We start from the raw sequence: 14,086 nt of genomic DNA on the forward strand, positions 1-14,086 counted from the left end.
GCGGGAGGTCCGTTCGCTAGCGGGCCGCCCATTCGCTGACCAGCACCGCGGCGCGGACCCGCAGCAGTTCCGCCGCATTCGCCTGCGCGTGCTCGACCGATGGCGCGTGGTCGATCAGCGCGCTGCTCCCCACCACCCCCAGCCGCGCCAGCCCGGCGGCATCGAGCCGGATCCGCCCGGCCAGCGCCAGCAGCGGGACTCCGCGCGGCCGTGCCCGGTCCGCGATCCCGGCGGGCGCCTTGCCGTTCAGGCTCTGTTCGTCGAGCGAGCCCTCCCCGGTGATGACGAGATCGGCGCCTGCCAGGGCCTGATCGACGCCGGTCAGCCCCGCGATGAGGTCGAACCCGGATTCGACGATCCCGCCGAGGGCGATCGCGCCCGCGGCGACCCCGCCGCCGGCACCCGCGCCCGGGATCCGCGAGACGTCGGGAGCGCCCCCGACCTGCAGCGCGTGCGCCCACCGGCCCAGCGCTTCGTCGAGCAACGTCACCTCCGACGGCCCCGCGCCCTTCTGTGGCCCGAACACCGCCGCGGCGCCTTCCGGGCCCAGCAACGGGTTCGTGACGTCGGTGGCGACGGCGACGCTGACCCCGTCGAGACGTTCCCGCACCGGCGTCAGCTCGGTCGACGCGACCCGCGAAAGCGTCCCGCCGCCCAGGCCGACCGGCGCGCCGAACGCGTCCAGCACCCCGGCGCCGAGCGCGCTGAGCATCCCGGCCCCGCCGTCGGTGCTGGCCGTGCCGCCGACCGTCAGGACGAGCCGGCGAGCGCCGTGGATCAACGCGTCCGAGAGCAGTTCTCCGACGCCCCAGGTGTGCGCGCCCAGCGCGGTTTCCGGGCTGGGCTCGACGAATTCGATCCCGCACGCGCGCGCCGATTCGATGTACGCCGTGCCGTCCAGTACCGCGTATGAAGCCTGGACCGCGTCTTCGAGCGGCCCGCGGACGGTCAGCCGGACGATCCGCGCGCCCGCCGCTTCGAGGACGTCGAGGGTGCCTTCGCCGCCGTCGGCGACCGGGCACGAAACGATCTCGGCGTCCGGCAAGGCGTCCCGGACGCCGAGCGCGATGGCCTCCGCGGCCTCGACCGCGGTGAGACTGCCCTTGAACTTGTCGGGTGCGATGACGATCCGGGTCACGGCTTCACCTCCGTCAGCGGGGGACGCCCGGCGAGCACCGCCGCGACGTTGCGGGCCGCCAGCACGGCCATCGCCGTGCGGGTCTCGACCGTGGCGGACCCGAGGTGCGGGCTCAGCACGACGTCGTCGCGGCCGAGCAGCCGCGGTTCGACGTCGGGCTCCTTCTCGAACACGTCCAGCGCGGCGCCGGCGATCTCCCCGGCTTCGAGGGCGTCCGCCAGGGCGGCTTCGTCGACGACCGGGCCGCGTGTCGTGTTCACCAGGTAGGCGCCGGGTTTCATGGCGCGCAACGCGGCCGCGTCGATGAGGTGCCGCGTCTCGGGGGTCAGCGGGCAGTGCAGTGAGACGACGTCCGCGCGCGCCAGGAGTTCTTCGAAGGAAACGGAACCCTGCTTCGACCGTCCCGAGTGGATGATGTCCATGCCGAACGCCTCGGCGCGTTTCGCCACCGCCCGGCCGATCTGCCCGTACCCGACGATGCCGAGCGTCTTGCCCTGCAGGCCCGAGCCGAGCAGGAAGCCGAGGTGGAACGACCATGGCGTGCGCGAGCGCAGCAGCCGTTCCCCTTCGCCGATCCGCCGCGTGACGGCGAGCAGCAGGCCGAACGCGAGGTCGGCGGTCGCGTCGGTCAGCACCCCCGGCGTGTTCGTGACGACGACCCCGCGGGAAGCCAGCGCGGGAACGTCGACGTTGTCGTAGCCGACGGCGACGTTCGCGACCACCTGCAGCCCGGGTCCGGCGGCGTCGGCGAGTGCGCCGTCGAGCCGGTCGTGCAGCATCCCGACGACGGCCGAAGCGCCGGAGACGAACTCGTGCAGTTCCCCGGCCGTCAGCGGCCGGTCGGCGGGCGACACGACCACGTCGCCCACCTCGGCCAGGACCTTCACCGCGTCGTCGGGAATCCATCGGGTCACCGCGATCTTGGGCACCCCGACAGCCTAGTTCACGGCACCGACATTTCAGCCTTGTCGGACCGCGTCGAGGACGATCTCCGACTGCGCGGCGGCTCCGGCGCCGTTGGGGTGGAAGGGGAACGCGAGGAGCAGCGGGTTGCTCGCCGAGACCGGGAGCAGGCCTTCGGCGTAGCGCACGGTGGGCGCCTGGCACGCGTCGTGCCCGACGGTCGGGGAGTAGGTGTCGACGAGTTCGGCGTCGTTGGCCGCGGCGACCCGCGCCAGCATGGCGTTCATCGAGAGGAACTTCGCCTGCAGGTAGGCGACGTCGCCGTCGGCGATCGGGATCACCGGCCAGCACCCCTTCCCGCTCGCGGGCAGCCCGGCGAGGTAGTTCACCAGCAGGACCCGTGCCTGCGGTGAGCGTTCGTGGATCTGCCGCAGCGCGTTGGCGACCTTCGGTTCGCTCGCCGTGACCGCGTTTTCCAGCTGGTCGACGCCACCCGCGGTGAACTTCGCCTTGCACGTGCTCACCGGCAGCAGGTTGAGGCACTTCGTCACGGCCGAAGCGAGCCCGATGTCGTTGCCGCCGATCCCGACGGTGACCAGGTCCGTGGTGGTCGCGAGCCGGTCGAACTGCGGCGGGTTCGTGCCGCCCAGCGGCAGCTTCTGCGGCTGCGTGAAGTCGGTCGTCGTGGCGCCGCCGCAGCTGGCGTCGCGGAACGTCTCGACGCCCAGCGCGCCGGCCACCTCGTGCGGGTAGTCCGAAGTGGACTGTGCGCAGTCGAGCGGGGTGAACTCGGTGGTGGGCGGGAAGGTGACGAAGACGTCGGCGGTCCACGAGTCACCCAGGGCGACGTATTCGTGGTAGCTCGCGCTCGCCGACGCCGGAGCGGCGAAGGCGAGCATGGCGAGCGCGGGCACGACGAGCAGGGCGGACAGGCGCTTGCGCATGCTGCCTCCGTTGGCGAGCGAAGTGAAGGACTTTCACATTCGGCTCACGTCCGGTGAAAAGTCAATGCGGCTCACCCGTGCCGGTCACGCCGATCGGCGTGGGTAATCAGACCCTGGTCAGCCGCACCACCGCGCTCGCGTACCCGCTCCCCGGCAGGTCGACGTCGAGGCCGTGGCTCAGCAGCACCGCGCCGTCGTGCACGACGCCGCCGGAGTCGCGGTACCGCCCCGCCGGGTCCAGCCCCGCGAGCCGTGGCGGCGTGACCGGGCGCGCGAACTCCGCGGGCCGCCGCCAGAAGAAGACCACGGCCTCGGCGTCCAGCACGTACTGCACCGCGGTCAGCGCCGACGTCGCCGGGTCGGCCAGCCGGTACAGCTCGCCGTGCTGCACCACGGGCCGGATCTTCTTGTACAGCGCCACGAGGCCGGCGGCCTCGGAAAGCTCGGCGGCGCTCCAGCGCGGCAGGTCGCCGCCCAGGCCGAGCACGCCCGCCATCGCGACGTGGAACCGGAAGCTCAGCGGCGCTTCGCGGCCGGTGGTCGGGTTCGGGCTGTCGGTGACCCAGGCCGACATCGTGCCGGCGGGGTAGAGCTGGCCGTAGCCGTGCTGGATGCTGATCCGGTCGGCGGCGTCGGTGTTGTCGGAAGCCCAGATCTCGTCGGTGCGCGCGAGGATCCCGAGGTCGGTGCGCCCGCCACCGCCCGCGCAGCCCTGGATCCGCAGCGCGGGGTGGTCGGCGCGCAGCCGGTCCAAGATGGCGTGCACCGCGCGGACGTGCTCGACCCAGAGCCGTCCCGCGTCCTCGCCCGCCGCGGGCCAGCCGGCCTCGGTGAACGCGCGGTTCATGTCCCACTTGAGGTAGTCGATGCCGTGCTCGCCGACCAGGCGGTCGAGCCACTCGTGCGCCCAGTCCGCGACGTCGGCGCGCGCGAAGTTCAGCACGAGCTGGTTGCGCAGCGTGGTGCGTGACCGGTTCGCCATGTGCAGCACCCAGTCCGGGTGCGCGCGATAAAGCTCGCTGTCCGGGTTGACCATCTCCGGCTCGACCCACAGCCCGAACTTCATGCCCCGGGCGTGGACGGCGTCGACGAGGGGCCGCAGCCCGGCCGGGAAGCGCTCGGCGTTGGCGGTCCAGTCGCCGAGCCCGGCGGTGTCGCCGGTGCGGGCGCCGAACCAGCCGTCGTCCATGACGAACAGCTCGGCCCCGAGCTTCGCCGCGGCTTCGGCGAGGGAGGTTTCGGTGGCTTCGTCGACGTCCCAGCCGGTCGCCTCCCACGAGTTGTAGACGATCGGCCGCAGCTCTTCGGGGTGCGGCTGGACGAACTCGCGGACGTAGGCGTGCCACCGCCGGCTCGTGCCGCCGAAGCCGTCGGCCGCATACAGCCCGGCGAACACGGGCGTCTCCCACGTTTCGCCGCGCAGCAGCCGCCAGCCGACGTGTTCGTGGCCGAACCCGCCGGTCCACGTGACGCGGCCGGTGTGCGTGTGCTCGACGGTGATCCGCCAGCTCCCGCTCCACGCCAGCGCGGTCGACCACACTTCGCCGGACGTCTCGGTCGCGTCGCCCGCGTCGAGCATCACCCAGGGGTTGACCTGGTGACTGGAGACGCCGCGACGGCTGGTCAGCGTGGTTTCGCCGACCGGCAGCGGTTCCCGCAGCACGCCGTACTCGGCGCTCCACGCGCCGGACGTCCGGGTGAGCCGCGCGCCGGCGCGCCGGGGGAGTGTCCACGACGCGGAATCCGTGCGCAGCAGGGAAATCGGGGCGTCGCCGGTGTTGCGCAACGACGTCCAGCGCTCGATCACCTCGCCGCGGGCGCGGTAGTGCAGCGAGAGTTCGAGGGGGTAGTGCCGGTCGGCGAGCCGGACGACGAGCGCGTCGTCTTCGATCGCGAAGCCGTCGTAACGCCACTCGAGCGCCGACGTCCCGTCTTCGTACCGGACCGCCAGGGCTGCGACGCCGAAGAACGCGCCGCCTTCGGCCGGCAGTTCCTGCCGCTCGTCACCCGGCTCGTCGAAGCTGCTGTCGGCCGGGTTGCGGCGCGCGGCGACCTGCGTGGCCTGCGCCAAGGTCAACGGCGGGCCCCAGTGGACGTGCCGCGGCCGGTCGTCGGCGTCGAGCCGGAACGCGTACGAGCTCTCGGGGGTGCGCAGCAGCCAGAGCCGGTGCGCGGGGTCGTGTTCGACGAGCGACATGATCCCGAGCGTAGGCACGACCAGCCAGAAAATAAATTCTTGACGAAGTTAATTAATCCTGCCTACCCTTCCGGCCATGCCTCGCAGTGCACCGGCAAGGGCGCCGATCACCAGTCCCGCGGCAGCGACCGTGTTCACCACGGTCCTGACCGAGGGGCCGGTCTCCCGCGTCGACGTCGCCCGGCGCACGGGTCTGTCGTCGGCCGCGGTCACCAAGGCGGCCCGGCCGTTCATCGAAGCCGGTTACCTCGAAGAGCTCGCCTCCGAAGGCCGCACGGGCCCCGGCGCCGGGCGCCCCGCGAATCCCCTCGCCATCCGGCCCGACCGCGAGTACTTCGTCGGCGTCAAGATCACCGGCGACGACCTGATCGGCGTGGTCACCGACCTGCGCGCCGACGTCCGGGCCAGCGCTCACCACGCACTGAAGAGCCACGACGTCGGCCACGTCGTCCGCGCGCTGGCCGACCTCGTCGGCGAGCTGCTGGCCGGCCCGACCCCGGACGGCACGAGCAACCTCCGCGAGCGCGCCTACTGCCTGGGCGTCGCGGTGTCCGGCGACGTCGACCGCGCGTCCGGCGTGGTCCGGTATTCGCCGTTCCTCGGCTGGCGGGACGTGCCCCTGGCTTCACTTTTGGGAGAAGCGACCGGTCTCACCGTGACGCTGGAGAACGACGTCAAGGCCCTGGCCGTCGCCGAGCAGTGGTTCGGCGAAGGCGTCGGCGCGTCGTCGTTCGCGCTGGTGACGGTGGGAACCGGGATCGGCAGCGCGCTCGTGGTCAACGGCGACCTGGTCCGCGGCGCGCACGGCGTCGCGGGCGAGATCGGGCACGTCCCGGTCGCCGACGGCGGACCGCCGTGCCACTGCGGCGGCCGGGGCTGCGTCGAGGCGATCGCCTCCACCGAAGCGATTTTGACGCGGGCTCGCGAGGTCTCCGGAGAACCCGCGCTGGACATGGAAGACGCCGTGGCCCGCGCCCGGCGCGGCGACGAACCGCTGCGCGAGGTGTTCGCCGGTGCCGGCCACGCGATCGGGCTCGGCCTGGCCGCGCTGGTCAACCTGTTCGGCCCGGAACGGGTCGTGGTCTCCGGCGAGGGCGTCGCCACCTACGACCTGTTCGAGGAGCAGATCCGCCGGACCTTCGCGGTCCAGGCGTTCGGCAGTGCCGCCCGCTGCGGCCTGGTGATCCGGCCGCTGCCGTTCGAGGAGTGGGCGCGGGGTGCGGCCGCCGTCGCCATCCAAAGTCTTTTCGTCGCCGAGAGCGTCTAAGGAGTCCCTTGTGAGCCCCATGAATCGCCGAAGCTTCCTGGTCGGGTCCGTCCTCTTCGCCGGTGGCGCCGCACTCGCGGGCTGCACGAGCGATCCGCTGAACAAGAACGCAGGTCCCTCTTCCGGCGCCAAGGTCACCCTGCAGCAGTGGTACCACGCGTACGGCGAATCCGGGACGCAGCAAGCCGTCCAGCGATACGCGCAGGAGTTCACCAAGGCCCACCCGGACATCGCGATCAACGTCAGCTGGATCGCCGGCGACTACGAGACCAAGCTCAACTCCGCGATGCTCACCGCGCAGGCACCGGACCTGTTCGAACTCGGCGACTTCCGGTACCAGAACGTCAAGAACGGCCTGCTCGCACCGCTCGACGACATCATCGCCCCGGCCAAGGCCGACTTCAGCCCGGCCGCGCTGGACACCGTGACCGTCGACGGCAAGATCTACGGCGTCAAGATGATCGACGACGTCATGATGCTGTACTACCGCAAGTCCGCGCTGCAGGCCTCGGGCGTCCAGCCGCCGCAGACGTTCGCCGAGCTCCTGGAAGCGACCCGGAAGCTGAACAGCGGCAAGCAGAAGGGCCTCTACGTCGGCACCGACGGCGTCGGCGAAGCCGCGACGCTGCTGCTCTGGTCGTCCGGCGCGGACTTCTTCGACAGCAGCGGCAAGAAGGTCGCCTTCGCCTCCCCCGAGGCCGTCGCCGCGATCGCCGGGCTCAAGCAGCTGCACGACACCGGCGGCCTGCTCCAAGGCTACCCGACCGACTGGTCCGACCCCGGCGCGTTCGCGAACGGCGCCACCGCCATGCAGTGGGGCGGCCTCTGGTCGCTGCCGGACATCAAGAAGGCGCTGGGTGACGACTTCGGCGTCGTCGCGTGGCCGAAGTTCGGCGACGCCGGCAAGCAGGTCGCGCGGGTCGGCGGCTGGTACCAGCTGGCCAACGCGAAGTCCGCTCATCCGGATGCGGTGAAGCAGTTCATCGACTGGCTGTGGATCAAGAACGCCGACCTCCAGAAGGACTGGTGCGTGAAGTACGGCTTCCACATCCCGGCGCGCAAGCCGGTCGCCGCGCAGACCACCGAGTTCTCCAGCGGCCCGGCGAAGGACGCCGTCACGATCTCGCAGCAGAACGGCAAGTCCTACTCGGGACTGTGGAACAAGGCATCGGCGACGCTGTTCCTGCAGGCCGCGACGAAGATCGCGAACGGGCAGGCCGACCCGGCCGCCGAACTCGGCGACGCGGCGAAGAAGGCCCAGGCCGAAGTCGACAAGCAGCTGGCCTGATGACGGCCGTGCTGGAGGCTCCGCCGGTCACGGTGGCGCCCGAGAAACGCCGCCGTCGCCGCGACTGGCGCGCGATCGGCGCGTTCGCGGTGCTGACCGGGCCCGTGGTGATCGGGCTGGGACTGTTCAAGTACGTCGCGATCGCGTGGAGCTTCCTGCTCAGCTTCAACGATGCTCGCGGCACGATCACCCTCGGGCACTGGATCGGCTTCGGCAACTACGCGTTCCTGCTCGGCGACGACGCCTTCCTGACGTCGCTGGCGACGATCGCGCTCTTCACCGTGGTCATCGTGCCGATCACCTTCGTGGCGTCGCTCGGTCTCGCAGTGCTGATCAACAGCATCAAGCGCGGTAAGGCGTTCTTCCGGACGATCTTCCTCATCCCGGCGGCGGTGTCGTACGTCGTCGCGGCGCTGGTGTGGAAGATGGCGCTGTTCAACGGGCTGCCCTCAGGCGTCGCGAACGTCCTCGGCGGGCTGTTCGGCGTCGAGCCGGTGCCGTGGCTGTCGGAGACGAGCCCGCCGGTGTACTGGGTCGCGGTGGTGACGCTGCGGCTGTGGCTGCAGGTCGGGCTGTACATGATCCTGTTCCTGGCCGGGCTGCAGGCGATCTCGCCGTCGCTGTACGAAGCCGGCGAACTCGACGGCACGACGAAGTGGCAGGCGTTCCGGTACATCACGCTGCCGCAGCTGCGGAACACGTCGGTGGCGGTGCTGCTGCTCATCCTCATCGCGGCGTTCCAGGCGTTCGACGAGTTCTACAACCTGTTCGGCACCGGGCTTTCCGGCACGGCGACCGCGCCGGTGAAGCCGCCCCTCGTCTATCTGTACGACTCCGCGCTCGGCGACCAGAACTACGGCGTCGGTTCGGCGGGCTCGTTCCTGCTGACCGTGCTCATCGTCGTGATCACCCTGCTGCAGGGCCGGTTCGTCGGCTTCGGGAAGAAGGACTGATGGCCGTCCTCCCGGTTTCCCGGAAAGCGCCGAAGTACGTCTTGGCTTCGGTGCTGTCGCTGGTCTTCCTGCTGCCGTTCTACATCATGCTGCGCAACGCGCTGATGACGCGGCAGCAGGTCAGCTCGCCGGACTGGTCGTGGCTGCCGGACCCGCTGTCGTGGGTCAACTTCGGCGACCTGTTCGCCGACGCGTCGGTGCCGATGGCGCACTCGCTCTGGAACTCGTTCCTGGTCGCGGTCGTGACCGCGCCGGTCGGCACGCTGTTCGGCTCGATGGCGGGGTACGCACTGGCCCGCATCAACGTGCCCGGGCGCCGTGCGGTGTTCACGTACGTGCTGGTCACGCTGATGATCCCGCAGTCGGTGACGTTCGTGCCGACGTTCGTCGTCGTCGGTTCGCTGGGCGGGGTCGACACGGAGTGGGGGATCATCGCGCCGAACCTGTTCAGCGCGTTCACCGTGATCCTGTTCCGCAACTTCTACCTGCGGTTCCCCGGCGAGATCGAAGAGGCGGGCCGGCTCGACGGGCTCGGTTACCTCGGCGTCTACCGGCGGCTCGTGCTGCCGAACTCGGGGAGCATGATCGCGTCGCTCGGCGCGCTGATGTTCATCGAAAGCTGGAACGCGTTCCTGTGGCCGCTGGTGATCGGGCAGGACCCGTCGTCGTGGACCGCGCAGATCGCGCTTTCGACGTTCCTGACCGCGCAGTCGGTCAACCTGCCGGCGCTGTTCGCCGGCGCTCTGGTCACCATCGCGCCGCTGGTCGCGATGTTCCTGGTCGCCCAGCGGTTCATCGTCAGCGGGATCGCCGCGAGCGGGCTCAAGGAGTAGGTCCCCCCTATCGAGGAGTGTTCAGTGAAGCGCCTCCTTTCCGTTTTCTTCGCCATGCTCGGATTTCTTGCCTTCCTGGTGCCCGTCGCCGACGCGCGGACGCCGTTCGTCCGGCCGTTCATGGGCTGGAGCAGCTGGAGCCTCGAGTCGTCGACCCGCGCGGGTTACGGCACTTCGTGGCTGAACGAGTCACACGTCCGCGACGCGGCTTCGGCCATGGCTTCGAAGCTCAAGTCCGCGGGCTACACCAACGTCAACATCGACTCCGGCTGGAACGCGGACCAGTCGTGGGTGTTCCACACCGACGTCAACGGCATCCCGACGCCGGACCCGGGCAGGTTCCCGTCCGGGATTCCCGCGTTGGCTTCCTACGTGCACGGGCTCGGGCTGAAGCTCGGCCTGTACGCGGTGACCGGGCTCGAGAAGGAGGTGTACGACAAGAACGCGCCCATCCTCGGGACCTCGTGCCACGCGCAGGACATCGCCTACCGGCCGCTGACGCCGTCCAACGGCTGGGGCGGCAACTGGAAGGTCGACTTCGGGAACCCGTGCGCGCAGAAGTACTACGACTCGATCGTGGCCCGCTTCGCGTCCTGGGGGGTCGACTTCGTCAAGGTCGACGGCACGACGGCCGACAACGTCCCGGACATCGCGGCTTGGTCCAGGGCGATCGACCACTCGCGGCGGCCGATGTGGCTGACGGCGAGCGCGTGGCCGGTGCCGCGGTCCATCGGGCCTTCTCTCGCTCGCTACGCCAACAGCGTGCGGATCGACACGGACGTCGAGTGCTACTGCGACACCGTGTCCACGTGGGACAGCTCGGTGAAGGCGCGGTGGGCCGACCTGCCGGGCTGGCAGGGCGTCTTCGGCCCGCAGTACCGGCCCGACCTGGACTCGATGCCGATCAGCAACAACACGGGGTCCGGCATCCAGGACGGGATCTCCGACGTCGAGCGGCAGAGCGTGATGACGTTCTGGTCGATGGCGTCGTCCCCGCTGTACGTCGGGGGCGACATCTACTTCCTGGACTCGTCCGCCGTGTCCATCCTGACGAATCCCGAGGTCGTCCGCGTCGACCAGTCGGGGACGTACGCGACGCAGGTGACCGGCGGGAACCTCCAGGTGTGGAAGAAGCGCGCGCCGGACGGCCGGACGTACGCGGCCGTCTACAACCTCGGCTCGACGCCCGCCGACATCACGGTGGACCTCGGAATGCCGGGGGCGCGGCCGGTGCGTGACCTCGTCGCGCGGACGGACCTCGGGCGGTTCCGGGGCTCGTGGACGGCTTCTTCGGTGCCGCCGCACGGCTCCCGCCTGGTCCGGATCGGCTGACGTTCTTCCTCCGAAGGGGGACTTCCCTCGCCGCGCACGCGAGGAAAGTCCCCTTCGTCGTGCCTGAGTCATCCATTGGGCGGAAGACGTCTGGTCCGCGGCCCGATGGTCGTGCTATGTTCGGTTGCAGAACGAGTGTGCGTAATGCGAACGGATGCAGGGGAGTGAGATGGCGGAGCTGCTGTCACTGGAGGAGGCCGTCGGCCGGCTGGTGCACGACGGCGACACCGTCGCGCTCGAGGGCTTCACGCACCTCATCCCGGTCGCGGCCGGGCAGGAGATCATCCGGCAGGGCCGGCGGGGTCTCACGCTGGTGCGGATGACCCCGGACATCGTGTACGACCAGCTGATCGGCGCGGGCTGCGCGAGCAAGCTGATCTTCTCCTGGGGCGGCAACCCCGGCGTCGGCTCATTGCACCGCTTCCGTGACGCCGTCCAGCATGACTGGCCGGTGCCGCTGGAGATCGAGGAGCACAGCCACGCCGGCATGGCGAACCGGTACGTCGCCGGCGCGTCCGGCCTGCCGTTCGCGGTGCTGCGCGGCTACACGGGCACCGACCTGCCCGCGCAGACCGACACGATCAAGCCCATCACGTGCCCGTTCACCGGTGAGCGGCTCACCGCGGTCCCGGCGCTGAACCCGGACGTCACGATCGTCCACGCCCAGCGCGCCGACCGGGCCGGCAACGTCCAGATGTGGGGCATCACCGGCGTCCAGAAGGAAGCGGTCCTGGCGGCGAAGCGCTCGATCGTCACGGTCGAGGAGATCGTCGACGAGCTGGAGCCCCGCCCGGGCGCGGTGATCCTGCCGGCCTGGGTGGTCACCGCGGTGGCCGAGGTGCCAGGCGGCGCGAAGCCGTCGTACGCGGCGGGGTACTACGAGCGCGACAACTCGGCGTACCAGGCGTGGGACGAGGTGGGCCGCGATCGCGAGGAGTTCACGAAGTGGCTGAACGAGCTGACCGGGGTGAAGGCATGACCCCCACCCGTCGTCCCCATCGGCACGCGCCCGGCTCCCCCTCGAGGCCGGTGGTCGCCGCCTCCTTCCCCGGGGCGGCGCCCACCGGCTGGAGCCCCGCTCCGGCACCCCACCCCGGCATCGCCGACACCCGCAAGACCGCGGAGGCAACCGCATGAGCACGGAGTACACCGCCGACGAGATGATGAGCGTCGCGGCGGCCCGCGCCCTCGGCGACGGCATGTCCTGCTTCGTCGGCATCGGCCTGCCCTCGAAGGCGGCGAACCTGGCCCGCCGCGCGCACGCCCCGAACCTCACGCTGATCTACGAATCGGGTTGCCTGGGCGCGAAGCCGTCCCGCCTCCCGCTCTCGATCGGCGACGGCGAGCTGGCCGACACCGCGGACGCGGTGGTCAGCGTGCCCGAGGTGTTCAACTACTGGCTCCAGCCCGGCCGCATCGACGTCGGCTTCCTCGGCGCCGCCCAGCTCGACAAGTTCGGCAACATCAACACGACCGTGATCGGCTCGGACTACCACGACCCGAAGGTCCGCCTCCCGGGCGCGGGCGGCGCCCCGGAGATCGCGGCGTCGTGCGGCGAGGTGTTCATCGTGCTCCGCCAGAGCCCCCGGGCGTTCGTGGAGAAGGTCGACTTCGTCACGTCGTTCGGCCACGGCACCGGCAAGGGTGACCGCGAGAAGCTCGGACTCCCCGGCCAGGGCCCGACGCTGGTCGTGACGGATCTCGGCCTGATGCGCCCCGATCCGGAAACGGCCGAGCTGACCCTCACCGAGCTCCACCCCGGCGTGGAGCTCGAGCAGGCGATCGCGGCCACGGGGTGGAAGCTGAAGGTCGCGGAAGACCTGAAGACCACCCCCGCCCCGACGGAGCAGGAGCTCAGCCTCCTGCGAGAGCTGGAGAAGGCGTGACGGCATTCGAGTTCTCCGTCGCCACGCGCGCCCACCACCTTCGCCGTGGCAAGGTGAGCCGGTGATCGTCGCCCCGCGCGCGGCTCTCGCAACCGCACCGAACCGTCCCCACCCGACCACTCCGGCGACCCCCGCGCCGCCGACCCGGAAGGCGAACGCATGACCGACGTCTACGTCCTCGACGCGATCCGCACCCCGTTCGGCCGCTACGGCGGCGCACTGGCCGGCGTCCGCCCGGACGACCTGGCCGCGGGCGTCCTCAAGGCCCTCGCGGCCCGCAACGACCTCGATCCGTCCACAGTGGACGAGGTGACCCTCGGCGACGCGAACGGCGCGGGCGAGGACAACCGCAACGTCGCCCGGATGGCCGCCCTCCTGGCGGGCTGGCCCACGAGCGTTCCCGGCAACACCGTCAATCGCCTCTGCGGCTCCGGCCTCGACGCGGTGATGCAGGCCAGCCGCGCGATCCAGGTCGGCGACGCCTCGCTGGTGGTCGCCGGCGGCGTCGAGTCCATGACCCGCTCGCCGCTGGTCATGCCGAAGCCGGAGAAGGCCTTCCCCGCCGGCAACCAGACCCTCTACAACACCGCGCTCGGCTGGCGCATGGTCAACCCGGCGATGCCGTCGCAGTGGACGATCTCCCTCGGCGAGTCCACCGAGCTGCTCGCGGAGCGCTACGGCATCGGCCGCGACGAGCAGGACGCTTTCGCCGCCCGCAGCCACGTCAACGCGGCGAAGGCGTGGGACGAAGGCTTCTACGACGACCTGGTCGTCCCGGTCGAAGGTGTGGACCTGGCCCGTGACGAGGGCATCCGGCCGGACTCCAGCACCGAGAAGCTGGCCAAGCTGAAGCCGGTCTTCCGGAAGGAGAACGGCACCGTCACGGCGGGCAACGCCTCCCCGCTGAACGACGGCGCGTCGGCGCTCCTGCTCGGTGACGAAGCGAGCGCGAGCCGGCTCGGCGCGACCCCGCTGGCCCGGATCGCCGGGCGCGGCGCTGCGGGCGTCGACCCGGACGTCTTCGGCATCGGCCCGGTGCGCGCGGCGGAGATCGCCCTCGAGCGGGCCGGCATCGGCTGGGACGACCTGGTGGCGGTCGAGCTCAACGAAGCGTTTGCCGCGCAGTCGCTGGCCTGCCTGCGCGACTGGAAGAAGCTCGACCCGGAGATCGTGAACACCCACGGCGGCGCGATCGCGATCGGCCACCCGCTCGGCGCGTCCGGTGGCCGCATCCTCGGCACCCTGGCGCACGACCTGCACCGCCGGGGCGGCGGCTGGGGCCTGGCCGCCATCTGCATCGGCGTCGGCCAGGGCCTGGCCGTCGTCCTCGAAGGCCGGTAAAGGA

General features: G+C 70.9%; 12 protein-coding genes. 8 read left to right on the forward strand and 4 right to left on the reverse strand.

Annotated elements, in window-relative coordinates:
• Positions 1-16: 16 nt before the first annotated feature.
• From ACZ4TR_RS38635 to ACZ4TR_RS38650, 4 genes are all read right to left on the reverse strand, one after another.
• Positions 17-1,138: a glycerate kinase gene (locus tag ACZ4TR_RS38635; protein ID WP_465293143.1), complete on the reverse strand. Its 1,122-nt coding sequence runs from the start codon at positions 1,136-1,138 to the stop codon at positions 17-19.
• Positions 1,135-2,067 (reverse strand): 2-hydroxyacid dehydrogenase, encoded by a 933-nt coding sequence (locus ACZ4TR_RS38640; protein WP_465293144.1) that lies wholly within the window; start codon positions 2,065-2,067, stop codon positions 1,135-1,137. The genes ACZ4TR_RS38635 and ACZ4TR_RS38640 overlap by 4 nt, the downstream gene beginning before the upstream one ends.
• 30 nt (positions 2,068-2,097) lie before the next feature.
• The gene (locus ACZ4TR_RS38645; protein ID WP_465293145.1) at positions 2,098-2,985 is read right to left on the reverse strand and encodes an SGNH/GDSL hydrolase family protein; all 888 of its coding nucleotides are present in this window, start codon (positions 2,983-2,985) and stop codon (positions 2,098-2,100) included.
• A gap of 106 nt (positions 2,986-3,091) precedes the next feature.
• Positions 3,092-5,182 carry an alpha-galactosidase gene (locus ACZ4TR_RS38650; protein ID WP_465293146.1) on the reverse strand — a complete coding sequence of 697 codons (2,091 nt, stop codon included), beginning with the start codon at positions 5,180-5,182 and terminating at the stop codon, positions 3,092-3,094.
• Between the two features lie 76 nt (positions 5,183-5,258).
• Between ACZ4TR_RS38650 and ACZ4TR_RS38655 the strand changes: the two genes are divergently transcribed.
• The 8 genes from ACZ4TR_RS38655 to ACZ4TR_RS38690 all read left to right on the forward strand — a co-directional run bounded on the left by ACZ4TR_RS38655 (position 5,259) and on the right by ACZ4TR_RS38690 (position 14,082).
• Entirely contained in the window at positions 5,259-6,449 is a 1,191-nt protein-coding gene (locus ACZ4TR_RS38655) for an ROK family protein (protein WP_465293147.1), read from the forward strand.
• Between the two features lie 19 nt (positions 6,450-6,468).
• Positions 6,469-7,737, forward strand: a complete 1,269-nt coding sequence (locus ACZ4TR_RS38660) for an ABC transporter substrate-binding protein (protein ID WP_465293396.1) — start codon at positions 6,469-6,471, stop codon at positions 7,735-7,737.
• Positions 7,737-8,690 (forward strand): carbohydrate ABC transporter permease, encoded by a 954-nt coding sequence (locus ACZ4TR_RS38665; RefSeq protein ID WP_465293148.1) that lies wholly within the window; start codon positions 7,737-7,739, stop codon positions 8,688-8,690. The genes ACZ4TR_RS38660 and ACZ4TR_RS38665 overlap by 1 nt, the downstream gene beginning before the upstream one ends.
• On the forward strand, positions 8,690-9,523 hold the full coding sequence (locus tag ACZ4TR_RS38670) for a carbohydrate ABC transporter permease (RefSeq protein WP_465293149.1): 834 nt from the start codon (positions 8,690-8,692) through the stop codon (positions 9,521-9,523). The genes ACZ4TR_RS38665 and ACZ4TR_RS38670 overlap by 1 nt, the downstream gene beginning before the upstream one ends.
• 24 nt (positions 9,524-9,547) lie before the next feature.
• Entirely contained in the window at positions 9,548-10,855 is a 1,308-nt protein-coding gene (locus ACZ4TR_RS38675; RefSeq protein ID WP_465293150.1) for a glycoside hydrolase family 27 protein, read from the forward strand.
• A gap of 169 nt (positions 10,856-11,024) precedes the next feature.
• Positions 11,025-11,834, forward strand: a complete 810-nt coding sequence (locus ACZ4TR_RS38680; protein ID WP_465293151.1) for a CoA transferase subunit A — start codon at positions 11,025-11,027, stop codon at positions 11,832-11,834.
• A 154-nt stretch (positions 11,835-11,988) separates the two neighbouring features.
• On the forward strand, positions 11,989-12,741 hold the full coding sequence (locus ACZ4TR_RS38685; RefSeq protein ID WP_465293152.1) for a CoA-transferase subunit beta: 753 nt from the start codon (positions 11,989-11,991) through the stop codon (positions 12,739-12,741).
• A 159-nt stretch (positions 12,742-12,900) separates the two neighbouring features.
• Positions 12,901-14,082 (forward strand): thiolase family protein, encoded by a 1,182-nt coding sequence (locus ACZ4TR_RS38690; RefSeq protein ID WP_465293153.1) that lies wholly within the window; start codon positions 12,901-12,903, stop codon positions 14,080-14,082.
• Positions 14,083-14,086: the final 4 nt, after the last annotated feature.

The organism is Amycolatopsis sp. NPDC028719 (assembly GCF_055565395.1).

What these genes read in the sequence shown, in the direction of transcription:
- ACZ4TR_RS38650 (WP_465293146.1), bottom strand. Translation starts at nt 5,182, where the DNA reads ATGTCGCTCGTCGAACACGACCCCGCGCACCGGCTCTGGCTGCTGCGC.
- ACZ4TR_RS38660 (WP_465293396.1), top strand. Translation starts at nt 6,469, where the DNA reads ATGAATCGCCGAAGCTTCCTGGTCGGGTCCGTCCTCTTCGCCGGTGGC.
- ACZ4TR_RS38645 (WP_465293145.1), bottom strand. Translation starts at nt 2,985, where the DNA reads ATGCGCAAGCGCCTGTCCGCCCTGCTCGTCGTGCCCGCGCTCGCCATG.
- ACZ4TR_RS38670 (WP_465293149.1), top strand. Translation starts at nt 8,690, where the DNA reads ATGGCCGTCCTCCCGGTTTCCCGGAAAGCGCCGAAGTACGTCTTGGCT.
- ACZ4TR_RS38680 (WP_465293151.1), top strand. Translation starts at nt 11,025, where the DNA reads ATGGCGGAGCTGCTGTCACTGGAGGAGGCCGTCGGCCGGCTGGTGCAC.
- ACZ4TR_RS38690 (WP_465293153.1), top strand. Translation starts at nt 12,901, where the DNA reads ATGACCGACGTCTACGTCCTCGACGCGATCCGCACCCCGTTCGGCCGC.
- ACZ4TR_RS38655 (WP_465293147.1), top strand. Translation starts at nt 5,259, where the DNA reads ATGCCTCGCAGTGCACCGGCAAGGGCGCCGATCACCAGTCCCGCGGCA.
- ACZ4TR_RS38665 (WP_465293148.1), top strand. Translation starts at nt 7,737, where the DNA reads ATGACGGCCGTGCTGGAGGCTCCGCCGGTCACGGTGGCGCCCGAGAAA.
- ACZ4TR_RS38685 (WP_465293152.1), top strand. Translation starts at nt 11,989, where the DNA reads ATGAGCACGGAGTACACCGCCGACGAGATGATGAGCGTCGCGGCGGCC.